The 22,848-nt window shown below is 60.0% G+C and carries 21 protein-coding genes and 6 tRNA genes; 10 read left to right on the top strand and 17 right to left on the bottom strand.

Annotated features, from left to right (window positions below):
• Positions 1–120 precede the first annotated feature (120 nt).
• The 3 genes from OCX61_RS03335 to OCX61_RS03325 all read left to right on the top strand — a co-directional run bounded on the left by OCX61_RS03335 (position 121) and on the right by OCX61_RS03325 (position 2,400).
• Positions 121–552 carry a MarR family winged helix-turn-helix transcriptional regulator gene (locus OCX61_RS03335; protein ID WP_089230362.1) on the top strand — a complete coding sequence of 144 codons (432 nt, stop codon included), beginning with the start codon at positions 121–123 and terminating at the stop codon, positions 550–552.
• A gap of 184 nt (positions 553–736) precedes the next feature.
• Entirely contained in the window at positions 737–1,483 is a 747-nt protein-coding gene (locus OCX61_RS03330; RefSeq protein ID WP_261942593.1) for an NADPH-dependent F420 reductase, read from the top strand.
• Between the two features lie 182 nt (positions 1,484–1,665).
• The gene (locus tag OCX61_RS03325) at positions 1,666–2,400 is read left to right on the top strand and encodes an NADPH-dependent F420 reductase (RefSeq protein WP_261942592.1); all 735 of its coding nucleotides are present in this window, start codon (positions 1,666–1,668) and stop codon (positions 2,398–2,400) included.
• Between the two features lie 397 nt (positions 2,401–2,797).
• On the opposite strand, the gene OCX61_RS03320 is transcribed toward OCX61_RS03325, so the two are convergent.
• The 8 genes from OCX61_RS03320 to OCX61_RS03290 all read right to left on the bottom strand — a co-directional run bounded on the left by OCX61_RS03320 (position 2,798) and on the right by OCX61_RS03290 (position 10,813).
• A complete protein-coding gene (locus OCX61_RS03320; RefSeq protein ID WP_261942591.1) occupies positions 2,798–3,655 on the bottom strand; it encodes a hypothetical protein in 858 nt (285 codons plus the stop codon).
• 90 nt (positions 3,656–3,745) lie between these two features.
• Positions 3,746–6,622 carry a DUF927 domain-containing protein gene (locus tag OCX61_RS03315; RefSeq protein ID WP_261942590.1) on the bottom strand — a complete coding sequence of 959 codons (2,877 nt, stop codon included), beginning with the start codon at positions 6,620–6,622 and terminating at the stop codon, positions 3,746–3,748.
• 813 nt (positions 6,623–7,435) lie between these two features.
• Complete coding sequence (locus tag OCX61_RS03310) at positions 7,436–7,771, bottom strand: hypothetical protein (protein ID WP_261942589.1); 336 nt, start codon at positions 7,769–7,771, stop codon at positions 7,436–7,438.
• Positions 7,768–8,076 (bottom strand): helix-turn-helix transcriptional regulator, encoded by a 309-nt coding sequence (locus tag OCX61_RS03305; RefSeq protein ID WP_261942588.1) that lies wholly within the window; start codon positions 8,074–8,076, stop codon positions 7,768–7,770. Before OCX61_RS03305 ends, OCX61_RS03310 begins: the two co-directional genes overlap by 4 nt.
• A 195-nt stretch (positions 8,077–8,271) precedes the next feature.
• Positions 8,272–8,481: a pyocin activator PrtN family protein gene (locus OCX61_RS27290; RefSeq protein ID WP_410011112.1), complete on the bottom strand. Its 210-nt coding sequence runs from the start codon at positions 8,479–8,481 to the stop codon at positions 8,272–8,274.
• A gap of 325 nt (positions 8,482–8,806) precedes the next feature.
• A complete protein-coding gene (locus OCX61_RS03300; RefSeq protein WP_261942587.1) occupies positions 8,807–10,096 on the bottom strand; it encodes a tyrosine-type recombinase/integrase in 1,290 nt (429 codons plus the stop codon).
• Between the two features lie 160 nt (positions 10,097–10,256).
• Positions 10,257–10,332: transfer RNA gene (locus OCX61_RS03295), tRNA-Thr, on the bottom strand.
• A gap of 70 nt (positions 10,333–10,402) precedes the next feature.
• On the bottom strand, positions 10,403–10,813 hold the full coding sequence (locus tag OCX61_RS03290) for a pilin (protein WP_261942586.1): 411 nt from the start codon (positions 10,811–10,813) through the stop codon (positions 10,403–10,405).
• A 215-nt stretch (positions 10,814–11,028) separates the two neighbouring features.
• Between OCX61_RS03290 and OCX61_RS03285 the strand changes: the two genes are divergently transcribed.
• The 4 genes from OCX61_RS03285 to yacG are packed head-to-tail and all read left to right on the top strand — an operon-like array spanning position 11,029 to position 13,926.
• Positions 11,029–12,237 carry a type II secretion system F family protein gene (locus OCX61_RS03285; RefSeq protein WP_261942585.1) on the top strand — a complete coding sequence of 403 codons (1,209 nt, stop codon included), beginning with the start codon at positions 11,029–11,031 and terminating at the stop codon, positions 12,235–12,237.
• Positions 12,238–12,239: 2 nt separating this feature from the next.
• Entirely contained in the window at positions 12,240–13,106 is an 867-nt protein-coding gene (locus OCX61_RS03280; protein ID WP_261942584.1) for a prepilin peptidase, read from the top strand.
• The gene (gene coaE / locus OCX61_RS03275) at positions 13,106–13,729 is read left to right on the top strand and encodes a dephospho-CoA kinase (protein ID WP_261942583.1); all 624 of its coding nucleotides are present in this window, start codon (positions 13,106–13,108) and stop codon (positions 13,727–13,729) included. The genes OCX61_RS03280 and coaE overlap by 1 nt, the downstream gene beginning before the upstream one ends.
• Positions 13,726–13,926 (top strand): DNA gyrase inhibitor YacG, encoded by a 201-nt coding sequence (gene yacG, locus OCX61_RS03270; RefSeq protein ID WP_085674056.1) that lies wholly within the window; start codon positions 13,726–13,728, stop codon positions 13,924–13,926. The genes coaE and yacG overlap by 4 nt, the downstream gene beginning before the upstream one ends.
• A gap of 136 nt (positions 13,927–14,062) precedes the next feature.
• Here yacG and OCX61_RS03265 read toward each other — a convergent pair whose 3' ends face one another.
• Positions 14,063–14,746, bottom strand: coding sequence for an energy-coupling factor ABC transporter permease (locus OCX61_RS03265; protein ID WP_409260640.1), 684 nt, complete (start codon positions 14,744–14,746; stop codon positions 14,063–14,065).
• Between the two features lie 104 nt (positions 14,747–14,850).
• Between OCX61_RS03265 and OCX61_RS03260 the strand changes: the two genes are divergently transcribed.
• From OCX61_RS03260 to OCX61_RS03250, 3 genes are all read left to right on the top strand, one after another.
• Positions 14,851–15,480, top strand: coding sequence for a DUF1780 domain-containing protein (locus tag OCX61_RS03260; protein ID WP_027918232.1), 630 nt, complete (start codon positions 14,851–14,853; stop codon positions 15,478–15,480).
• A gap of 133 nt (positions 15,481–15,613) precedes the next feature.
• Positions 15,614–15,787 (top strand): DUF3094 domain-containing protein, encoded by a 174-nt coding sequence (locus OCX61_RS03255; RefSeq protein WP_008091951.1) that lies wholly within the window; start codon positions 15,614–15,616, stop codon positions 15,785–15,787.
• A gap of 84 nt (positions 15,788–15,871) precedes the next feature.
• A complete protein-coding gene (locus OCX61_RS03250) occupies positions 15,872–17,167 on the top strand; it encodes an NAD(P)/FAD-dependent oxidoreductase (RefSeq protein WP_085674060.1) in 1,296 nt (431 codons plus the stop codon).
• Positions 17,168–17,389: 222 nt separating this feature from the next.
• Here OCX61_RS03250 and OCX61_RS03245 read toward each other — a convergent pair.
• The 8 genes from OCX61_RS03245 to rluD all read right to left on the bottom strand — a co-directional run bounded on the left by OCX61_RS03245 (position 17,390) and on the right by rluD (position 22,794).
• Positions 17,390–17,465 (bottom strand) — tRNA-Lys (locus OCX61_RS03245).
• Positions 17,466–17,470: 5 nt separating this feature from the next.
• Positions 17,471–17,547: transfer RNA gene (locus tag OCX61_RS03240), tRNA-Pro, on the bottom strand.
• A 47-nt stretch (positions 17,548–17,594) separates the two neighbouring features.
• Positions 17,595–17,670 (bottom strand) — tRNA-Lys (locus tag OCX61_RS03235).
• Positions 17,671–17,676: 6 nt separating this feature from the next.
• Positions 17,677–17,753: transfer RNA gene (locus OCX61_RS03230), tRNA-Pro, on the bottom strand.
• A 4-nt stretch (positions 17,754–17,757) separates the two neighbouring features.
• Positions 17,758–17,833: transfer RNA gene (locus tag OCX61_RS03225), tRNA-Asn, on the bottom strand.
• A 444-nt stretch (positions 17,834–18,277) separates the two neighbouring features.
• Entirely contained in the window at positions 18,278–20,842 is a 2,565-nt protein-coding gene (clpB, locus tag OCX61_RS03220) for an ATP-dependent chaperone ClpB (protein ID WP_261942582.1), read from the bottom strand.
• A gap of 252 nt (positions 20,843–21,094) precedes the next feature.
• On the bottom strand, positions 21,095–21,835 hold the full coding sequence (gene pgeF, locus OCX61_RS03215; RefSeq protein ID WP_261942581.1) for a peptidoglycan editing factor PgeF: 741 nt from the start codon (positions 21,833–21,835) through the stop codon (positions 21,095–21,097).
• Positions 21,832–22,794 carry a 23S rRNA pseudouridine(1911/1915/1917) synthase RluD gene (gene rluD / locus OCX61_RS03210; RefSeq protein WP_027918228.1) on the bottom strand — a complete coding sequence of 321 codons (963 nt, stop codon included), beginning with the start codon at positions 22,792–22,794 and terminating at the stop codon, positions 21,832–21,834. Before rluD ends, pgeF begins: the two co-directional genes overlap by 4 nt.
• Between the last annotated feature and the right edge of the window lie 54 nt (positions 22,795–22,848).

Raw genomic sequence — 22,848 nt, 5'->3', positions numbered from 1 at the left:
GCCCGCTGCCATTCTAGTGACCTCTCATCTGGAAAAAGGCCGGCAGCCTCAGAAGCTGTTGACACCGGGAATGGCTGAGCATAATTTGTGTAGCACACTACATTATAGCAGGCTACATATATGAGTTTGACGCAACGAAGCGTGGCCACAGAGCTTTCCTTCGCGCTCAACGCTGCCGCGAACCGGATGGTTCGGTTGCACAAGCCGTTCCTCGAACCACTGGGCCTCACATTTTCGCAGTACCTGGTCACGCTGGAGCTGTTGAATGGGTCGCCTCAATCTGTGAGCGATTTATGTGAACGCCTCGACATGGAGACCGGCACGCTTACACCTTTACTCAAAAGGTTGGAAGCTGCCGGAGTGATCACACGCACACGTGATGCCTCCGATGAGCGTCGAGTGCTGATAGACCTCACGATGCATGCCCGTGGCATGGAGGATGAGCTTCGTAGCATCACCGACAAGATCAGAACTGCGTGCCAGCTCACACCTCAAGGCCTTCAAGAGCTCCATCGCACGCTTGAGGGTTTGGCGCGACCTGCCATCAGTTAGTACCCGCCTCAGAAGCGGTTGGCGAACGCAAAGTTTTTAAGCTGATTGCCAGATTCAGATGAGACAGCGAACTAAAAGACCTGTGATGCATTTGCAGAACCAATCGCTAGGGGTGAGGCTCTGCCTGGCTGCAATCGCTGAGCCTTATACCATGAGCACCCACCTCCAAAGATGAGGAATCTCTATGAACATTGGAATTATCGGTAGCGGATTTATCGGGGGAACGCTTGCAAAATTGCTCAGTACTGCTGGCCATATAGTAAGAGTTACAAATTCACGCGGGCCTAACACCATAGATGCTGACGTGCTCTCCACGGGAGCGATTCCAGTCACAAAAGAAGAGGCTTTAGTTGGCGCTGACGTCATAATCCTCTCAATACCTTTTGTACGAATTCCGGATCTTAAAAAGCTACTTACAGGCCTGCCTGAAGATGTTGTAATCATCGACACATCCAACTACATACCCGCACGCGACGAGCGATTGGACGCAATCGAGAATGGTCAGCCCGACAGTATGTGGGCATCCGAACAAATTGGCCTTCCCCTCGCAAAAGCCTGGAATACAATTTACTCCGCCTCGCTCAATGAAGCAGGCAGGCCTGCTGGCGATCCGGAGCGCATTGCCGTCCCTGTCGCTGCTGATCGTGATCAAGATCGCATTGTGGCAATGGCACTCGTCGAGGACTCCGGATTCGATGCCTATTATGCTGGCTCCTTAGCAGAGTCTTGGCGACAGCAGTGTGGCACGCCTTGCTATTGCACTGAGCTGACGTCCGAGGCTCTCCCCCAAGCACTGGCTGACGCGGATCTGGCGCGCTCAAGAAAACGGCAAGATCTTTTCTTTGCAGTGTATAACGAGAGATTCGGCACGATCGGTACAAACCCAAGTCGTAACTACATAGTTCAGCTTTCCAAGCTTATTTATGCATGAGCATATTCTAAAGCGCATCAATTAAGATCTATCAGCTTGCCAAAGTCGTAGTGGCCCGAGTTATTTAAACTGTTTAGTGGTATGCGTGCTGTTGTCCCTGATAAATTTTCGAAAAATTCACTAGGGCGCCGAGCACTACTTAATCAGATATTTTTGTTTGTTTAAGCTCAAGGGGTATATGTATGAAAATCGGAATTGTTGGTGCGGGCAATATTGGTTCTACTCTGGCACGAAAGCTTGCTGCGTGCGGGCACGAAGTTAAATTGGCAAATTCAAAAGGTCCTGAAAGCATTCAAGCTCTTGCTAATGAAATCGGCGTGCATGCTGTGACCAAGGAGGAGGCGGTTTCCGGGGTGGAAGTGGTTATCCTCTCGATTCCCTTTGCAAATTATCCTGATCTCGAACCAATCATGAGTAAGGTTCCAGAGAAGACAGTTGTCATTGATACTTCTAATTATTATCCGGGACGTGATGGATTAATCAAGGAAGTCGATGACGGCTTGCCAGAGAGCATTTGGGTAAGTAAGCGAATTGGCCACCCGGTTATTAAAGCTTGGAACGCCGTCCTCGCCGCGACCCTTGCCGATAAAGGCCAACCAGCCGAATCCCCAACGCGTATTGCCTTGCCTGTAGCTGGTGGAGATACATACGCGGAAACAATCGCGCAGGATCTTGTTGAGGATACGGGCTTCACCGCGCTCGCCGCTGGAAGCCTTGAAGACTCCTGGCGTCAGCAGCCCGGTACGCCTGCTTACTGTACTGAATTGACATTGCCTGAGCTGAAATTAGCGTTGCAAATGGCAGATAAGGAAAGGGCGCCTAAAAATCGCGATGCGCTGTTGGCTAAGTTTATGGCTCCAGGAAGCCAGCTTACGCATGAACAGATAGTTGCTACCAATCGCGCAATGACGGCCTAAACCCGTTTTGGGGGAGGGGGCTCACCGTACGCCACACGTGCTGATAGAGCCCGTCTCGCCAGTCAGCAGTGGTGAGCTCCGGCAGCATCGAAAGCCTTTCCCGCGTATTGAGAAGTGCACTCCGATTGAGGGCAGCCGACGGAGGGGAGCCTGACTGAATCGCCCTAGTTTCGTGTACGCCTTCAAGCCTCAAGGATAGTCTGCTCACTCAAGGCCGTTCGCTTTGGGCCGTTTTTCCTCGCCATCGGCGATGGCAGCTACGGGTCGATAGCGGTCCGTCGTGACTGGCTGTTCTCGACCCATTTTGCACATCCGCGAGCTTGGCCAAGCTGCTTTTGACGGGAGCAACCGCAACATCGCAAAAACAAACAGCCCGCATCTGCGGGCTGTTTCGGGGTTACGCTTCGATCAGGTCTATTGGGGTGATGCCTTTAGCGCCTTCTAGCACATCATCGCGGTCGAGCTCTCTGGCCGAGGGGCCGAAGAGCGGGATCGACAGGCCTGACAACATCATGCCCCCGCAACCTCGATGATGGTCTGCGGCGAGAATTCGAGAGCCCACAGCGGCAAGTTGCTTGGCCAAGCGATTCCATTCATCGCCGAGGGCCAAAGCGGCTGCGCGTAGGGCGCTGTCCTGAGCTTGGCTAGACTCCTGCTTAGCCTTGGAGATCTGAGCATCGAGCGCCTCAATTTCCGCCTGCAATGCAGCGACAATCAGTTCTTGGCGCCTTGCATGTTCATCAGCCTCAATGAGCAAGATGCTAGCTCTCTCCATCGCGGTGCTTGCAGCCTTTTCACCCTCACTGTTACCGGTAGCAACGTTGCGGGCGTAGAGGTTCGCAGCCTCAATCTCAGCTTGCTGCGCCTTCTCGATGGCTAGATTTGATTCTTTTTGGATCGCTTGCAGGCGCTCAAAAACAAGTGTGCGAGTGCTCTCCAGTGAAGTTACCGTCTTAACTGAATCGGACATGACCTGACGAGCCGTTGTCTTGGCCTGCTTCGCATTCGCCAAGCTTTCCTGATAGCTGATCTCGCGTTCAATTCGCTCAATAGCACCAGGAATACTGCGCAAACGAGCTTCTGCGCTGGAAAGCTTATTCATAGCCGCCGTTCCCTCGGGGCTGCCAATGCAATTGCCATGATGGTTCCAGTTACTCGGTATTGCCTTCCACGCGGCTCGAAGGTCCGGAATACTGTCTTCAAGAGAGTCACGTTCTGCAATCAGTTCGTCGCGCTGCTTTTTTAGTTCTTTCATGATCAACACCTAATGATTGGAAGTGGTTATGTGCGAGGCTGGCAAGGCCATATGTTGCCGACACTACCTCGTGGATTTAGAGGTAGTGGTTCAGGCGGCCTGTGCTTCGTTCTCAGCCGGTTCAGGGATCGTCACGACGACGTAGCAGCGCTGTAGTCCGAGGCCGGGCAGGCGCACAGAGGTGGAAGCCTTGCCATCTTTGCCTGGCTCTAATACCCGACGCCTCAGCAGCTCTTTGTTCACTGCATTGAGGTTCATGCCTCGGAAAATTTCAGAGCGCCAAGCTTCGGGAAGCACGTAATAGGTTGTCGTCGTGTGCGACGTGTCACCCATGCCGTGCTCCATCGACTTGCGAAAGCCGAGCCGGTCAATAGTGCGGGGGCCGTGCTCATCTACCTTGGCAGCGGTCGATTCCCAGCGTGTAAAGCGGCTCTCCCCAAAACGCTCAATCACCTGGCGCAGGCGTGCGAGAATCGCATCACCTTCCATGTTTCCAGCGCCACCCCGCTCAGCTAACCAGGCATTCAGGCATACGCGGGCGGAGTCGAGCGCCAAACCATCTGGCCACCCCGTAACGCCCAGGGCGGTGGCCAGCTCCCCCGCAGCCGCCGCCAAACCGAAGCGGGTTGCGGCACGCTGGGCCTGGCCGCTAGCACTGGCAGGGAGCGCTTCAGCAGTGAAGCGCTCCACGGTGCTGCGTACCATGGCTGTATAGGCGCGCAACTTGGTTGGGTCGCAGAGGGCCGACAGGAATGCGAGGGCAGGCGAGCCGTAGAACTTGGTCACCCGAGCTTTGAGCGCATCTGACAGAGCGGCGGCATCGTCGAAGCCATGCAGCTCCTCGAACAGTCCAAGCCCTTTACTGGCATCGGCAGGGACAGCAAGTAGGCGCACCTCCATACCTGCTTTAAGGTCCTTGTTTGCCTCGGCCATGTGCTGCGCAAGGGTCTTTTCTCCGGTGGAGAGAAACAGCAAACGCCACTCCTGAACTTGGCGCCCGCTCATGCCCCGATCATTGGCCCGCGCCTTGCCGGTGCCGTTGCCGAGCATGTAGACAGTTTCCCCGATGATCCGTGGGTCGCACATCCCGATCTCATCGAGCACCAGCAATCCGTCCGAGTGCGCCGCCGCGATACTTTCCAGGGCGTTGTCCGTAGAGCGCCAGGAGCGCACCAGGCGCGGCCCACCCCAAACCGAAGCGGCCACCTGTAAATGGGTGGTCTTCCCGCCTGAGCTATCGCCATAAAGGTGGAAACCGCCTGATTCATGCCCAAGCAAATGCAGCACCGCTCCAGCAAAAGCTACGCACACGACGAATGTCAGGCGGTTGTTCCCCACGCACAACGTGCCGATTTGCTGTTGCCACTGCTCTAGTGTTCCAACTTGGGTAATGGGCGGGAGCTGGGTGCCGGCTTCGTAGAAGTGCAGGTATTCAGTGCTGGCACCGATCTGCCGATCCGGCACTAAGTAAGCATTCCCATGCCAGCCCAGGCGAGTGACCAAGCGGGCGCGCTCGGAACCGTCATATCCTTGCAGGTAGCTCTGTAGGTCGTTGCGCGAATTGCGAGCAGTGCGCACGGGTGCCAGGCGCAGCCCCATATCAACCAGTGGCGCGAGCACTTCCTTGCCAAAGTCGCCCGCCATTGCCCTGGCCGGAATGTTAAGGCGCTTGCTAGCACCGTCGGGATCATCGAACTCCACCAGCAGGCCCCAGCCATGGCCCTTTTCGTCACGGGTGCGAGCCAATATCTCTAGCCGTGAACAAACCGGTCTTGCTTCGCCATCCTCACCGGCATAGAACACCCCATCCTTTGTGACACGAAAGCCGCTCGGGGCCGGGGCGGTTTTCTTTTCGGATTGAGGCTTGGCCTGGTCAGTGGCTTTGCTCTGCTTGGTGGGGTTGGGCGTGGCGGCAGGTGCGAGGGCAAACAGCTCACCGGTGCGTTGCAGCTCCGACAAGTGTTGGGCTGTCCAACCTTTGGATTGGGCATCCGCCGCATCGTCACCTTCGCGCCACTCACCGCCCGGCGCGAAAGTGGAGCGCTCACCGTCCATACTAGGAAGTTGCCTGAATACAGTCAAAGCTACCGTCTGAACCGAGGCAGCTCCAAGCTTCCGAAGGTGATCGGCCAAGGCATCCATGCACTTCAAACCTGGGGCATCGTTATCTGGCCACAGCAATACGTCACGCCCGGCTAGCGCCGCGAAATCAGCCTTCTGCCAAGAGTTCGTCCCGTTAGGCCAGCAGGTGGCAACATGCTCGGGCAACAGCTCGGCAGCGGCATCGGCGGCCTTTTCACCCTCGCACAATACAACTGGTGCCGAAGGACGTTTAGCCAGGTCATCAAGGCGCAGGAGCGGGCGTGGCTCCGATAAGCCCTGCCAGCGCCAAGCCAGCGAGCCGTTAGTAGAGTGTTTACACCAGGTGAGGGGCGCGAAGACTTTGCGCGACCTGCCGTTCTCATCCGGGCCGAGGTCGAAGCGATACAGCACCATAAGCGCCTGACCGCAGGCCTCACGGTAGATCCAAACTTTGGAGGGTTTACCGTGCTGCTTGTGTTTTTGCAGCACCCTCTGCATTGCTTGGTCAGGAATGGGTAGCACTGGCACCCACTCTGACTTTTGAGCGTGGCCAGTGGATGGTGCGACATTGGTGCTAATGGACGCCTCAACGCCGAGGAAGGCCGCTAGTTTGTTGCAAGCCTCTACATCGGTGCCGCGATCAAGGTAGCGCACCAGGTCAATCAGATCACCGCCTTTGTCGCCGGTTGCGAAGTCGCACCAAGTGCCTTTAGCCAAGTTGACCTTAAGCGAGCCTGCATGTTTGTCAGCTCGTGTAGGGTTGGGGGCTGTGTATTCCTTGCCACCATCTACCCGTTTGCCGCCTGGCAACCAATTAGAAAGGACTTGCTCGATTGACTGGAGGGAGGCGTGTTTTACTTCGGCGAAGCTGGGGCGCTTACTCATTCCCCCCCTCCATGCACCAATTGGTACGTGGTCCTATCGCCATGCAAAGCCAACGACCGAATCAGTCCCACGGTGCCTTGGACGTCCCAAATAACATTCGCTATTACTGAGTCAGACAGCCTCTCAACATCCGGACCGGAATTGAACTGCGCCATGAGTAAGTGCAAAACGGCGTCGACGCGGGAACAAGCCGCGGTGATGGCATCAATTGGCACACCGGCAGCATTGGTGGCGCATACAGATAGAAGGTCTTCGGGGAGACGCCCCTCAAGTCCCTTAGATGCAGATCTCATTGCGCACCCCCGACGGTTTCCAGGGAGCGAGCAATGCTCATATGTCGGTTGTAGCGTGCGAGGCGGGTAGCAAGGCTTGAGTTTGCGTGTAGAGCGGCGAGAGCCATTGCCCGGTGGGCGGCGGCGCGGATTTTGGACGGATTGAGGGCGGGCATGTGTGGTACTCCAAGTTAGCTGGAGCTGCCACTGATCGTCGCCAAACGATTTTGGGTGGCAGCTGTGCGCAGGTTGGCGAACCGGGAACTTGGAACCCGGCAGGCCCGAAGGCCTCCCACACACAGCCGCCATAACACGAAACGGCAGACACAAAAAAAGCGCCTGCTGTCGGATGGGGCGCCTATGCGCCAAGTATATCGGGTCGCCAAACCCGGTCACTGAATTTGCAGCGACAGACGGAGCATAGCGCCTCGATTTGATAGGAGCAATACGCGAGGCTTGCGCGATCACGCACGACGTCATAGATTGAGGGGGCATACGAATGTACCTCTAACGCCTCCGGTTGCAGCCGGGGGCGTTTTCGTTAGTGCTTAGCGGCGACGGGGCGGACCAGAGACAGCCAACTTAGATGCTGGCCATTGCGAGACTCTGAACGCATGTGCTCCAAGGCAGCGGGATTGGCCAGCAGATTGGGTATTAGTTGCCGCGCGTCTTCGATTACTACGCCCGATGGCACCTCGACGGCCAGCATCACCCATTCCAGAGACGGCCAGGCCAAGAGCAGAACGTGCGCGCCCTCAGAAATGGCACGATCACGCAAGGCGCGTAGGCGATCACGTCCCATGGCCACTGCAGGCCGGGCGCCTTCAAGTACTCCGACCGCGTCGAGGATGGTGTGTGGCAGGAAGATTGGTGTCATGCCGCCACCTTGTCGCGAGCGGCAATGCGGGCGCGGGTCCAGTCCAAAACTTCAGACAAGACCCAAGCGACAGGCGCACCGCGAGCGGTGCTATCCGTAAGTTTGACTGGCTGGGGAAAACCGCTTTCAGGCTGGCTCATCAGCTTATAGATCGTCGGACGCGCAAGACCTACCAGGGCGACCACATCTGTTATGCGGATCAGTCGTGTTGCTGGATCAAAGCCGAGTGGGTTCGTGTCACCGAGGTCAGCTCTTGGACTTGATGGTGCAAGATGGGTGGTGCTTGAAGTGCTACGAGTTGTCATAGCTAGTTCCCTGTATTGGTATGAACAGGGCCAACTATTTATGCCGATTCACTGGGGAAAGAAACAGAGAAATTTCTAGGCGGCTGGAGTTATCCCCATCTCGCTTCTTCGTAGCACTCTCGTCACATCTATACGACATTCGACCCCGACGAACGGTCGTGGTCGTCAACAACCCGCTGCGCAGCGGTAAGGGGGTCAATTACTCCCTTGATCGAGCCAGCTAGCCAGGTCGTGAAGGTATACCACCCGTTGCATGCGTCCGCCCCACTCACCCTTCACTACGCGCAACGATATCCTCCCTTTGCCAAACGCTCTGAGAAGCGCCGGCATCCCCATGTGCGAAAGATAGTGCTGTCGCACGAGCTCAAGCGGTAAGCACGTGCTGCCATAACGTTTCAGAAGCATGTCGTATGTTTGACTTTCAATCATTTGCCCCCCCGCGCCCCATGGCTGTGGACTGAATTCCGCGCCGTTTAGATGTTTTGTGTCCGAACGAAAGAGCGACCAGCAGGAAGAGCTGGGCTTTCCGGCTGTTACACTTTCTTGCTGAGTTACACCCAGGTGTAAGCCGACACTGCATAAGGTGTAACCAGGTTTTCCTTAATATTTTCAATACGTTGTATCCTGCCGTTACACCGGTTACACCTGATACACCTGCCTTGAAGAGGCTGAGCATCCTCAACCAGATTTGCCCAAATATCCCTGTTCGATATTTCCCACCCCATCTGTCTCATGAACGAGGCAACCGCCCATGGGCAAAATCGTAGGGGGTGATCGCCTCCTTGCGATTTGCGTCCAAGTAATCAGCCCACCACTGCACCATGAGCCTACGCTCTTGTATGTGCTCAGCCTTGTGGATGTAGGCGGCACGCACCGTGTTTCTCTCCTGGTGGCTCATTTGTCGTTCGACAGCGTCTTTACTCCAAAGCCCAGACTCAACCAATGCGGAACAGGCCATTGTCCGAAAACCGTGGCCGCATACCTCTGCTTTAGTGTCATACCCCATTCGCCGCAGCGCTTTGTTCACGGTGTTCTCGCTCATCGGTTTCCAATGATTGTGGTCACCCGCAAACACCAGATCGAAACGACCAGTGAGGTTACGAATTCTCTCCAGCACCTCTACAGCCTGCCGGCTGAGTGGTACCAGGTGTGGCGTGCTCATCTTGGAGCCTCGATAGGAGTTCTTCACACCCTCAATAGCCACTCTTTCGCCAGGGATTTCCCACATCAGCCTCCCCATGTCTATCTCTCCCCAGCGAGCGAAGCGGAGCTCACTGGAGCGGATGAACACCAACATGGTCAGCTGCACCGCAAGCTTAGTCAGGCCGCGCCCGCTGTCGGCATCTATCCGCTGAAGAAGCTCAGGTAAGCGTTCGAATGGCAAAGCAGGCCGGTGCGCTGTTTTGCGGGTGGCCGTCGCGCCTTGCAGATCGATCGCAGGGTTGAAATCCAGATGGCCATGCTGAACCGCCATACGGAGGATGCCCGTCATGTACTGGCGTAGGCGTGCAGCCGTATCCAAGGTATCCCGCTTTTCCGCCGCTTTCAGCGGAACAAGCAGATCCCGTGTTTTGAGCTCCGCGACCGGACGATCACCGAGAGTGGGCAACAGGTGGGATTCAATGCGTCGCCACACGGTGGAGGCATGACCAGGCGTCCACTTACGAGCGCAGGCCGCGTGCCATTCCTGAGCAAGCAAACGGAATGTATTCGCCCGGGCGTTAGCCGCTTCTTGTTTGTCCAAGCGCGCCTGCTCGATGGGGTCTTTCCCGGCTGCCAATAGCTCAAGCGCCTGAGCGCGTCGCTCCCTGGCCGCTTTCAAGCCGAGCGCCGGATAGTTGCCAAACGTAGCTAAACCATCACGGCCATCAGGTTTGATGTACTTCATACGCCAGGTCTTGACCCCTGACGGCTTCACCAGCAGGTAGAGGCCTTTGCCATCGAACAGCTTGTAATCCTTCTCCCGAGGCTTGGCCGCATCACATTTGGGATCGGTGAGAGGCACCACTGTGCGCGCCATAGGGATACGTTTCCTTGTCGAACCGAGATATCCCTAACCATATCCCTAAAACGCGTAGATGCCCAGAGACAAAACGAGACAGACAGAAACAATAAAGCCCGCTCTAGACGGGCTTTGCGGGGGTTTCGTAGACAGTCATAGACTTCTGGAAACTGGTCTCTGGTGCCGGAGACAGGAATCGAACCTGCGACCTTCGCGTTACGAGTGCGCTGCTCTACCGACTGAGCTACACCGGCGTGTAGCGCAACGTACCACTGCCGCACCTGCCGCGTAAACCCCTGTTTCCCCGGCCTTATTCCCCTCCCCTCAGGGCGCTTTGCAACCCTTCGGCGCGAGGTCTTCCTCGATATCGGTCGTGCAGGTCCAGCCAGTTGGCGAGCGCGTCAGGGCAAGGCTCTTGCCAACCACATTGGCCGGCACATCAACCAGGGCGCATGCAATCGTGCCAATCCCGTCAGCCGCCTTGCTGCTCACCGCAATCGCACAGTTCGCCGTATCCGGCTGCCCACCCAACTCAGCCACACTCCCCACATCCTTGCCTTCATTCAACCGCAGCTCCATCGCCGTCTTCAGCGCGCTGATCTCCAGCAAGCCGGCGGCCGCCTTGGTGCGGGACTGGTGGTTGGTGTACATCGGGATGGCGATGGTCGCCAGAATGCCGATGATCGCGACGACGATCATCAGTTCGATCAGGGTGATACCGCGTTGCCCTTTCATGAACGATTTCCTTTTTGATACGTGTACTCGTGGAGGTCAGGCTCGCCCCCAGCTGGCAGCGGCGCAGTAGGCCTGAACAGACACCTTTTGTCACCCCTGCGCGCCAGGGCGTCATCTTCGCTGAACTACTCTAGTGAGCATCACGGACGCACGCCCGCTCAGGGACGCGGCAAGCTGTTTCCAGGCTTGTCGCACGGGCAGAAAAGGACCTTTGCATGAACTCATCGACACAGCTCTATGCGTGGCGCGGCACCGATGCCAGTGGCGCTACTGTCAGCGGCCAGGTCAGCGGGCGCAGCGCGGCTTATGCACGGGCCGGCCTGCAGCGCCAAGGCATTCGCGTGGTCAGCCTGCGGGCGGCCGGCGGGTTTGAATGGCGGCTGCCGAAGGCTCGGGAAAAGGCCGACCCGGCGGGTTTCAGCCGGCAGCTGGCGACCTTGATCAAGGCCGGGGTGCCGCTGTTGCAGGCCTTCGAGGTGATGGGCCGCAGTGGCTGCAGTGCGGGGCAGGCAGCCTTGCTGGATAAATTGAAACGGGATGTGGCTTCGGGCCTGGGGCTGGCAGATGCGCTGCAGCGCCATCCGGCGTGGTTCGATGGGTTGTACTGCAACCTGATTCGCGTGGGCGAGCAATCCGGCACGCTCGATCGGCAGCTGGAGCAATTGGCGGGGATGCTGGAGCAGCGGCAGGTGCTGCGTAAAAGGGTGCGCAAGGCGATGCTCTATCCGGTGCTGCTGTTGCTGACCGGGTTGGGGGTATCGGCGGTGTTGTTGCTGGAAGTGATTCCGCGGTTCGAGAGCCTGTTTGCCGGTTTCGATGCCGCGTTACCAGCCTTCACGCAGTGGGTGATCAACTTGTCCACAGGGCTGGGGCGCTATGCGCCGCTGCTGTTGATAACCGCGCTGGGCCTGGGCTTCGCCGTAACCCGGCTGTATCTGAAGCATGCGCCAGCACGCCTGTGGATAACTGCACAAGCCTTGCGCCTTCCTGTATTCGGCAGGTTGTTGAGCCAGGCGGCCCTGGCGCGCTTTGCCCGCACCCTGGCTACGTCCTATGCTGCCGGGGTGCCGCTGCTGGATGCGCTGGTCACCGTGGCCAAGGCCTGCGGCAACGAGCTGCATGAACAGGCGGTGCAGCGCTTGCGCCAGGCCATGGCCAACGGGCAGGCGCTGCACCAGGCGATGGCCAATGAACCGCTGTTCCCGCCATTGTTGGTGCAACTCACCGCCATTGGTGAATCCAGCGGCACGCTGGACCAGATGCTGGCGAAGTCTGCCAGCCATTACGAGGAACAGGTCAGCCAGACACTGGACCAGTTGACCAGCCTGCTGGAGCCGGCCATCGTGCTGATCCTGGGCCTGCTGGTCGGTGGCCTGGTGGTGGCGATGTACCTGCCGATCTTCCAGCTGGGTAGCTTGATCTGAACATGACTTTCTGGACTTTGCTGGCCGAGCAGCCGGCGTACTTCATCACCTTGGCGGCTGTACTCGGCCTGCTGGTGGGCAGCTTCCTCAACGTGGTGGTGCATCGCCTGCCGATCATGCTCGAGCGCCAGTGGCAACGTGAGGCGCAGGAAGTGCTGGGCCTGCCGACCACCGAGCACGAGCGCTTCAATCTATCCCTCCCCGCCTCCCACTGCCCGCATTGCCAGCACGCGATCCGCGCCTGGGAAAACATTCCCGTGCTGAGCTACCTGGTATTGCGCGGGCGCTGTTCGGCGTGCAAGCAACCGATCAGCGCGCGTTATCCCCTGATCGAGGTGGCCTGTGCGCTGCTGTCGATGCTAGTAGCCTGGCATTCCGGCGCAGGCACCGAGGCCTTGGCCCTGATGTTGCTGACCTGGAGCCTGCTGGCACTGAGCCTGATCGATCATGACCAGCAGCTGTTGCCCGATGTGCTGGTGCTGCCGACGCTATGGCTGGGCTTGATCGTCAATGCCTTCGACACGGTGGTGCCACTGCCCGATGCGCTGTGGGGCGCGGTGGCCGGGTACCTGAGCCTGTGGTTGGTGTACTGGGCGTTCAAGCTGATCACCGGCAAGGAAGGCATGGGCTATGGCGACTTCAAGCTGCTGGCGCTGATCGGCGCCTGGGGTGGCTGGCAGGTATTGCCGCTCACCTTGATGCTGTCGTCGGTGATCGGTGTGGTGGCGGGCCTGTGCCTGCTGCGTGTGCGCAGGCAATCCGTCGGCACTGCCATACCCTTTGGCCCTTATCTGGCCACTGCGGGGTGGATTGCTGTGCTCTGGGGTGATGAAATATACGCCTTCTACCTGCAACTGTTTGGAATGTGATGACCACCAAGGCCTTCACCCCCTGGATTCTCGGGCTGACCGGCGGCATCGGCAGCGGCAAGAGCGCCGCCGCCGAGCGCTTCGTCGAACTTGGCGTGCACCTGGTCGATGCCGACCAGGCGGCGCGCTGGGTGGTCGAGCCCGGCCGCCCGGCGCTGGCCAGCATCGTCGAACGCTTCGGCCCCGGCGTGCTGCTGGACGATGGCCAGCTTGATCGTGCGGCCTTGCGCCAGCTGATCTTCGCCAACCCGGCTCAGCGCAAGTGGCTGGAGCAACTGCTGCACCCGTTGATCGGGCAGGAGATCTTCAGTTACCTGGCCAAGGCCGAGTCCCCCTATGCGGTGTACGTGTCGCCGTTGCTGATCGAGTCGGGCCAGCACCAGAAGGTCCAGCGGGTGCTGGTCATCGATGTGCCGCAGGAGCTGCAGGTGGCGCGTACACTGGCGCGTGACAACACCAGCGCCGAGCAGGTGCAGGCCATTCTCAAGGCCCAGCTGGCCCGTGAAGAGCGCCTGGCCCATGCCGACGATGTGCTGGTCAATGACGGCGACCTGGCCGCGCTGCACAAGCAGATTGACCGCCTGCACCACTTTTACCTGACTTTACGAGGAGGCCAGCCATGAGCCAGCCATTGACCGTCGATTGCCCGACCTGTGGCGCACCTGTGGAATGGAACGAGAAGAACGCGTTCCGGCCATTCTGTTCCGACCGCTGCAAGCTGATTGACTTGGGCGCCTGGGCGGCCGAGGAGCACAAGATTCCGGTGGCGCCGGATGCCGAGGATGAGCTGTTTTCCGGGGAGCTGGAGCCGCGGCATTGAGTAGCTATCTCTGATACCTGTACCGGCCTCTTCGCGGGCAAGCCCGCTCCCACAGGGAAGCCACAACCTTCAAGCCAGTGGTTATCCTGTGGGAGCGGGCTTGCCCGCGAAGAGGCCGGCGCAGCCAATACATGAATCAGCGCTCATCATCCTTCCACGGCGCCTGCAGATACCGGGTGCGATTGAACGTTTCCAGCCACTCCGGGCAAAACACCACCAGGGCACTGATCACCATGCCGTTGATGAACGCCTCCGGGAACATCATCAGCCACAGGTAGCCGATAAAGTCGCTGAGCCACTCCGGCATCGCAAAGCGCCCATCCAGCCACAGCACGCCCAACGCCACCGGCACGCAAATCAGCACCGTCAGCGCCGCGGGGAAAAACCCCGAACAGAAGATATAAACGAACAGGTTTCGCGGCTGCGCCCGTTCGACCAGGATCGCGCACACTTCGGTGATCAGCACGGGCAACCCCACCAGCAGCAGCCCGTTGACCCCGAGCGCCGCAAGATCCTGCCGGCCCAGCGCCAGCAAGCCGAGTTGCGCAAGGAAACCACCCAGAATCGCCAGCGGCCAGTCCAGCAACAAGGTCACCGCCGTCATGCCGATGAAGTGGTAGGACACGCCGGTATCGAAATCGCGCCTGACCAGCCACAGGGCAAACAGGCAGAACACCGTGCCAAACAGCAGGTGCTGGCGGCGCCGGTCGGTGCACAACTCTACCCACCGCGTACGCGATGCAGCCCAGATCAACAACGGGATGTAGCCCAACCAACCGATGGTCAGGCTGGCAGAGGACAGGACGTGGGCGCTGATCACTGGCAAATCGCTCCTGGCACGGATAGCCCGAGTCTACACCCTGATGCCGATTCCCACGGTCAAACAGGGCCTTACGTTCACAATTGCCGACTAAGCTTGTTCCCATGGATGACTCAGATTACCTGCGCCTGCTTACCATCCAGGCCGAACAAGCCAATGCCTTTCTCTCCAACGCCCGCAAGTGGGAGCGGGAGCGGTGGGTGTGCCAGCGCCTGTTGCAAGGGCTGAACATCCCTTACCGCAGCGAGGACTTCACCCCGGCCGGCCAGGAGCCCCCGGATGTGCTGTTCCGCGATGCAGCCTTTGAAGTGTTTTTCGTACTCGACGAAGGCCGCCGCCTGAACGACGAGTGGCGTGAAGAGCTGCAGCGCCGGCGCAGTGCCTTTTCCCTGGCCCAGCTGGTGCGCCGCGAAGCCCGCCCGCGGCGCATCGCCGCCGCCGAGCTGCTCGGGCGCCTGGCGCCGACGCTGCGCAAGAAGGCGCACAACTACCGCGAGCGCGGGCTGGACCTGAGTGAGCTGGACATCATCGCCTTTGCCAGCCTCAAGCGCGAGGTGCTCGACCTCAACACCCATTTCCCGCCGCCCACCGAATACCTGCGCCAGGGCTGGCGCTCGCTGTCGCTGGTGGGGCCGACCTTCGCCCGGGTTTTGTTCGCCCACCCCGATGCGCCGGACTTTCTGCGCGGTAACCTGGGGCGCAGCATCGTCTTCGACGTGGGCATCAGTCTTTGATCCACTGCCGAGAGTCTTTGCGATGGCGTAGACTCGGCGCCAGGGATAGAAAGCATTATCATTTGATTGAATGCGCTTGCATGAACGCTGTGGCGTTCCTGCAGTCACAAACGTCTACCTGACGAGGCCCACCATGACCAGCCGCCTGAACCCGGAAGATCAGCGTCGTGTCGATGAGTATCTGCGAGCCCCCCAGCACCAAGTCGAGCGCCGGCCTTTCCGGCCCTGGCTGCTCCTTGTGCTGGTACTGGCCGTGACCATCGGGTTGGGTCTCATCAGCCGCCTGCTGAGTGGACTGGTGCTATGAGCTGCTTCGCGCTCGCCCTCCCCTCGCGCAGTTTGCGGCCGGCCCCTGGGGCCACGAATTCCGTAAACCTTATGAGATATCCCCATGACTCATCGCATCGTGATTGTCGGCGGCGGCGCCGGCGGCCTGGAACTGGCGACCCGCCTGGGTAAAAGCCTGGGCAAGCGCAAGCAGGCCGAGATTACCCTGGTCGACGCCAACCTCACGCACATCTGGAAACCCCTGCTGCACGAAGTGGCCGCCGGCTCGCTGAACTCTTCGGAAGACGAACTGAACTACGTGGCCCAGGCCAAGTGGAACCACTTCAACTTCCAGTTGGGGCGCATGAGTGGCCTGGACCGTGAAGGCAAGCAGATCCAACTGGCCGCGACCCTCGATGAAGAGGGCCGCGAGCTGCTGCCTGCGCGCACCCTGGGCTACGACACCCTGGTGATCGCCGTCGGCTCCAACACCAACGACTTCGGCACCCTGGGCGCGGCGCAGCACTGCCTGTTCCTCGACACCCGCAAGCAGGCCGAGCGCTTCCACCAGCAGCTGCTGAACCACTACCTGCGTGCCCACGCCGGTGACGTGGCCAGCGAGCAGATCAGCGTGGCCATTGTCGGCGCCGGTGCCACCGGTGTGGAACTGGCGGCCGAACTGCACCACGCGGCCCACGAACTGGCGGCCTACGGCCTGGATCGCATCCAGCCCAAGGACATGCACATCACCCTGATCGAGGCAGGTCCGCGCGTGCTGCCTGCGCTGCCGGAGCGCATCAGCGTGCCGGTGCACAAGACCCTGGAAAAACTCGGTGTGAAGGTGATGACCAACGCTGCCGTCAGTGAAGTGACCGAAGATGGCCTGAAAACCAAAGACGGTGAAGTGATCCAGGCCAGCCTCAAAGTGTGGGCGGCGGGTATCCGTGCGCCGGGCTTCCTCAAGGACATCGACGGCCTGGAAACCAACCGCATCAACCAGCTGGTGGTGCGCCCTACCCTGCAGACCACCCGCGACGACAACATCTTCGCCTTTGGTGACTGCGCCGCCTGCCCGCAACCGGGTAGCGACCGCAACGTGCCGCCACGGGCCCAGGCCGCGCACCAGCAAGCCTCGATGCTGGCGCAGAGCCTGAAGGCACGCCTGGAGAACAAGGCGCTGCCGACTTACGAATACAAGGACTACGGCTCGCTGGTGTCGCTGTCGCGCTTCTCGGCGGTGGGCAACCTGATGGGTAACCTGATGGGCAGCGTGAAGCTGGAGGGCTGGCTGGCGCGGATGTTCTACGTGTCGCTGTACCGCATGCACCAGATGGCGCTGTACGGGTTCTTCCGCACGGCGTTGATGATGTTGGGTAGCAAGATTGGCCGGGGCACCGAGCCACGCCTGAAGCTGCACTGACAGGCCCAAAGGGCTTCACCTGTGGGAGCGGGCTTGTCGTGGCGCCGAACCGCCGCGAACACGGGCGAAGCCCGTGCCATGCACCGCGCCGCCTTCTTCGCGGGCAAGCCCGCTCCCACAGGGGGGTGACTGTTTGGCAGCCAGATGCGCGCAACCTGCGGCGAAGGGCGGTTTTCTTGAGGCAAAGAAAAAGGGCATCTCTTTCGAGATGCCCTTTTTACATGGTGGGTCGTGTAGGATTCGAACCTACGACCAATTGGTTAAAAGCCAACTGCTCTACCAACTGAGCTAACGACCCAAAAATGGTCGGGGTGAGGGGATTCGAACTCCTGACATCCTGCTCCCAAAGCAGGCGCGCTACCGGACTGCGCTACACCCCGAGTGTTTCAAAAAAAAGGGCATCTCATTGGAGATGCCCTTTTCTACATGGTGGGTCGTGTAGGATTCGAACCTACGACCAATTGGTTAAAAGCCAACTGCTCTACCAACTGAGCTAACGACCCGGAAAATGGTCGGGGTGAGGGGATTCGAACTCCTGACATCCTGCTCCCAAAGCAGGCGCGCTACCGGACTGCGCTACACCCCGAGATTGGCTCCGCGACCTGGACTCGAACCAGGGACCCAATGATTAACAGTCATTTGCTCTACCGACTGAGCTATCGCGGAACTGAACTTCGGCACATCTTTACAGCTTCGAAGCTTGTGTTAGCTTCGGTCTCTTTGGCGATCCGCTTTCGCGTTGTCGCTGCTGAGGCCGGCTATTCTACATTCTTCGTTTTGCTTGTCAACCACTTTTTTTCATTCAACTTACTGATTTGTAAGTTGTTTTGCGGTCACCGATGTTGCTGGTGATTCGCTTAGTGCCTGACAACGCGGCGTATATTAGGGGCACTCGAATTTTGATGCAAGCAAAAATTTCAAAATTTTCAGCAAGTTATCCATGAAGGCAGCAAAGCCCCGGATTTGCTGGGCCCGTGCCGGCCTCTTCGCGGGTAAACCCGCTCCCACAGGGGATTGCATTACCCAGTGGGAGCGGGCTTGCCCGCGAAGAGGCCGGCACAGGCAGACACAAAAAAGCCCCGCCGAAGCGGGGCTTGGTTACTGCAGTGATCAGGCAAAGACGATTTCGTCGCCTTCGACCTTGGCGGTAATCGCCGTCCCTGGGAGGAACTTGCCAGCCAGGATCAGCTGCGCCAGCGGGTTTTCGATCCAGCGCTGGATTGCCCGCTTCAGCGGCCGTGCGCCATACACCGGGTCGTAACCCACGGCGATCAGCTTGTCCAAGGCCTCCGGGCTCAGGCTCAGCGACAGTTCGCGCTCGAGCAGGCGGCTGCGCAGGCGGCCAAGCTGGATCTCGGTGATACCGGCGATCTGCTCGCGGCCCAGCGGCTCGAACACCACCACTTCGTCGATGCGGTTGATGAACTCCGGACGGAAGTGCGAACCCACCGCATCCATCACCGCCGCACGCTGTGCCTCGCGATCCCCCACCAGCTCCTGGATCTGCGCCGAGCCCAGGTTGGAGGTCATCACGATCACCGTGTTGCGGAAGTCCACGGTGCGGCCATGGCTGTCAGTCAGGCGGCCGTCTTCCAGCACCTGCAGCAGCACGTTGAACACATCCGGGTGAGCCTTTTCCACTTCGTCCAGCAGCACCACCGAGTATGGCTTGCGGCGCACGGCTTCGGTCAGGTAACCGCCCTCTTCATAACCCACGTACCCTGGCGGGGCACCGATCAGGCGAGCCACCGAGTGTTTCTCCATGAACTCGGACATGTCGATGCGCACCATGGCCTCTTCGGTGTCGAACAGGAACTCGGCCAGCGCCTTGCACAGCTCGGTCTTGCCCACGCCGGTCGGGCCGAGGAACATGAACGAACCACTCGGCCGGTTCGGGTCGGACAACCCCGCACGCGAACGGCGCACGGCGTTGGCAACCGCAGTCACCGCCTCGCCTTGGCCAATTACCCGCTGGTGCAGCAGTTCTTCCATCTTCAGCAGCTTCTCGCGCTCGCCTTCGAGCATCTTGGCCACCGGGATGCCGGTCCACTTGGACACCACTTCGGCAATCTCTTCCTCGGTCACCTTGTTGCGCAGCAACTGGTTCTCGGTCTTGCCGTGCTGGTCGACCATCTGCAGGCTGCGCTCCAGGTCCGGGATCACCCCGTACTGCAGCTCGGCCATGCGGCTCAGGTCACCTTTGCGACGGGCGGTCTCCAGCTCCTGGCGGGCCTGCTCGATCTTTTGCTGGATCTGCGCCGAGCCTTGCACTTCGGCCTTCTCCGACGCCCAGATCTCTTCCAGGTCGGAATACTCGCGCTCCAGCCGCTCGATTTCCTCGGTGAGCTTCTCGAGGCGCTTCTTGGCTGCCTCGTCTTCTTCTTTCTTCAGCGCCTGGGATTCCACCTTCAGCTGGATCAGGCGACGGTCGAGGCGGTCGAGCACTTCCGGCTTGGAGTCGATCTCCATGCGGATGCGGCTGGCCGCTTCGTCGATCAGGTCGATGGCCTTGTCCGGCAGCTGGCGGTCGGTGATGTAGCGGTGGCTGAGCTTGGCGGCGGCGATGATCGCACCGTCGGTGATGGCCACCTTGTGGTGCACTTCATAGCGCTCTTTCAGGCCACGCAGGATGGCGATGGTGTCTTCCTCGCTCGGCTCTTCCACCAGCACTTTCTGGAAGCGCCGCTCCAGCGCCGCGTCCTTCTCGATGAACTGGCGGTATTCGTTGAGCGTGGTGGCGCCAACGCAGTGCAACTCGCCACGGGCCAGGGCCGGCTTGAGCATGTTGCCCGCGTCCATGGCGCCCTCGCCTTTGCCGGCGCCGACCATGGTGTGCAGTTCGTCGATGAACAGGATGATCTGGCCTTCCTGCTTGGACAGCTCGTTGAGCAGGCCTTTGAGTCGCTCTTCGAACTCACCGCGGTACTTGGCACCGGCGATCAGCGCGCCCATGTCCAGCGCCAGCAGGCGCTTGCCTTTCAGGCCATCGGGCACTTCACCATTGATGATGCGCTGGGCCAGGCCCTCGGCGATGGCAGTCTTGCCCACGCCAGGCTCACCAATCAGCACCGGGTTGTTCTTGGTACGGCGCTGCAGCACCTGCACGGTGCGGCGGATTTCGTCGTCACGGCCGATCACCGGGTCGAGCTTGCCTTCTTCGGCGCGCTTGGTCAGGTCGACGGTGTACTTGTCCAGGGCCTGGCGCGACTCTTCGGCGTTGGCGTCATTCACCGCCGCGCCGCCACGCAGGTTGTTGATGGCGTTTTCCAGGGCCTTCTTGCTCACGCCCTGGCCGAGCAGCAGCTTGCCGAGCTTGCTGTTCTCGTCCATGGCAGCGAGCAGCACCAGTTCACTGGAAATGAACTGGTCGCCTTTCTGCTGGGCCAGGCGGTCGGCCTGGTTGAGCAGGCGAGCCAGGTCCTGCGACATGTTCACGTCGCCGGTGGGGTTCTGGATTTTCGGTAACTGGTCGAGTTCTTTCACCAACGCCTGGCGCAGGCTGTTGATATCGAAGCCGACCTGCATCAGCAGCGGCTTGATCGAACCGCCCTGCTGTTCGAGCAGTGCCTGCAACAGGTGCACGGGGTCGATGGCTGGGTGGTCCATGCCAACGGCCAGGGATTGGGCATCGGATATCGCAAGCTGCAGCTTGCTGGTCAAACGGTCTATTCGCATGGGGGGTACCTTCCTTTAAAGGGCAGGTCGGAGCGATGGACAGCGCCTGTTTATGAAGAAACCTGCCTGAGATGCCTTAATAGATAAGGGTGATTCTGGAAGATTCAAGCTTAGCGGGGTTGACCGGCGTCAACCTGATGGTTTAGCTCTGGGGCATTCGCGGGTAAACCCGCTCCCACAAGTACAGCACCGCTTTCAAGGCCGGTGAGTTACCTGTGGGAGCGGGCTTGCCCGCGATGAAGCCAGTACAGGCTAGCGCGCAGCCAGCCAGACCAAGGAGGCGAAACGCCCGCCCTGCGGGGTACGGCGATAGGAGAAGAACCGCTCGTCACTGACCGTGCAGAAACCGCCCCCATAAACAGCCGTCACCCCACGCGCCGCCAGGCGAATGCGTGCCAGCTCGTAGATGTCGGCCATCAGCTTGCCCGGCCGCTCGCCGTCGACAAACGCCCTGGCCGCTTCAGGATGCACGGCGGTGAAGGCATCGCGCACCTCCAGCCCGACTTCGAACGCCTTGGGGCCAATCGCCGGCCCGAGCCACACCAGCACCTCTTCAGGCGCCAGCGCCAGGCGATCGAGGGTAGCCTCGAGCACACCGCCAGCCAGCCCGCGCCAGCCGGCATGCGCTGCGGCCACGCGCGTACCGGCGCGGTCGCAGAACAACGCCGGCAGGCAATCGGCAGTCATCACGGTGCAGGCAACGCCCGGCTGGTCGGTCCAGCTGGCATCGGCCTCGGCCACCACGGCGGGGTCGGCATCCGCCACCACCAGGCCATGCACCTGCTTGAGCCAGGCGGGCTGGATGGCGAATGTGTCGCTCAGGCGACGGCGGTTCTCGGCGACGGCGACCGGGTCATCGCCGACGTGATCACCGAGATTGCAGGAATCATAGGGCGACAGGCTGACGCCGCCCTCACGGGTAGTGACACAGGCGCGGACCGAGGCCGGGGCTGGCCAGTCGGGGAACAGCAGCGTCTGCGTCAGGCCGTTCATCCGATAAAGCTCTCGCGGTCCTGGTTGAGCAGCGACAGCAACCAGACGAAGTCGTCCGGCAGCGGCGACTCCCATTTCATGATTTCACCGGTGATCGGGTGAGCCAACGCAAGGAAACGCGCATGCAGCGCCTGGCGTGGGAAGGTCTTGACCGCCTCGACCATGGTCGGGCTGGCCGCTGGCGGAATGCGGAAGCGCCCGCCATAGGTCTGGTCGCCGACCAGCGGGAAACCGACATGGGCCATGTGCACACGAATCTGGTGGGTACGGCCGGTTTCCAGCTTCACGCGCACGTGGGTGTGCGAGCGGAAGCGCTTGAGCACACGGTAGTGGCTGACCGCCGGCTTGCCGCCGTCGGTGACCGCCATGCGCTGGCGCATGCCGCCGTGACGGCCGATCGGCGCATCGATCTTGCCACCGGCGGTGACCACGCCGATGACGATGCATTCGTAGATGCGGCTGACTTTACGGGCCTGCATCTGCTCGACCAGCTTGGTCTGCGCCTGCAAGGTCTTGGCCACCACCATCAGGCCGGTGGTGTCCTTGTCCAGGCGATGCACGATACCGGCGCGCGGCACGTTGACGATGTCCGGCACGTGGTGCAGCAGCGCATTGAGCAGCGTACCGCTGGCATGCCCGGCGGCCGGGTGAACAACCAGCCCGGCAGGCTTGTTGATCACCATGATGTGGTCGTCTTCGTAGACGATATCCAGTTCGATATCTTCTGCGATCCACTCACCCTGGGCCTCTTGCTCGGCCTCCAGGATGAGTTGCGAACCACCATGGACCGGGTCCCGAGGGCGCACGACCGCGCCATCGACCGTCAGGCGGCCTTCTTTGATCCACGAAGTAAGCCGCGAACGCGAATACTCGGCGAACAATTGGGCGGCGACTTGGTCGAGGCGTTGACCGCCCAGTTCGGACGGGACCTCTGCGCTAAGTTGAATGATCTCGGACATGCTCGATTCGGCGGGCGCACAGCCTTTGGTTTCGGCTGCGAGCTTGTGGTTAAA

Origin of the sequence: Pseudomonas sp. LRP2-20 (assembly GCF_024349685.1) — a bacterium.
GTDB lineage: Bacteria > Pseudomonadota > Gammaproteobacteria > Pseudomonadales > Pseudomonadaceae > Aquipseudomonas.
The sequence above is the reverse complement of the archived record's forward strand: the minus strand, read 5'-3'. Positions and strand labels throughout refer to the sequence as shown.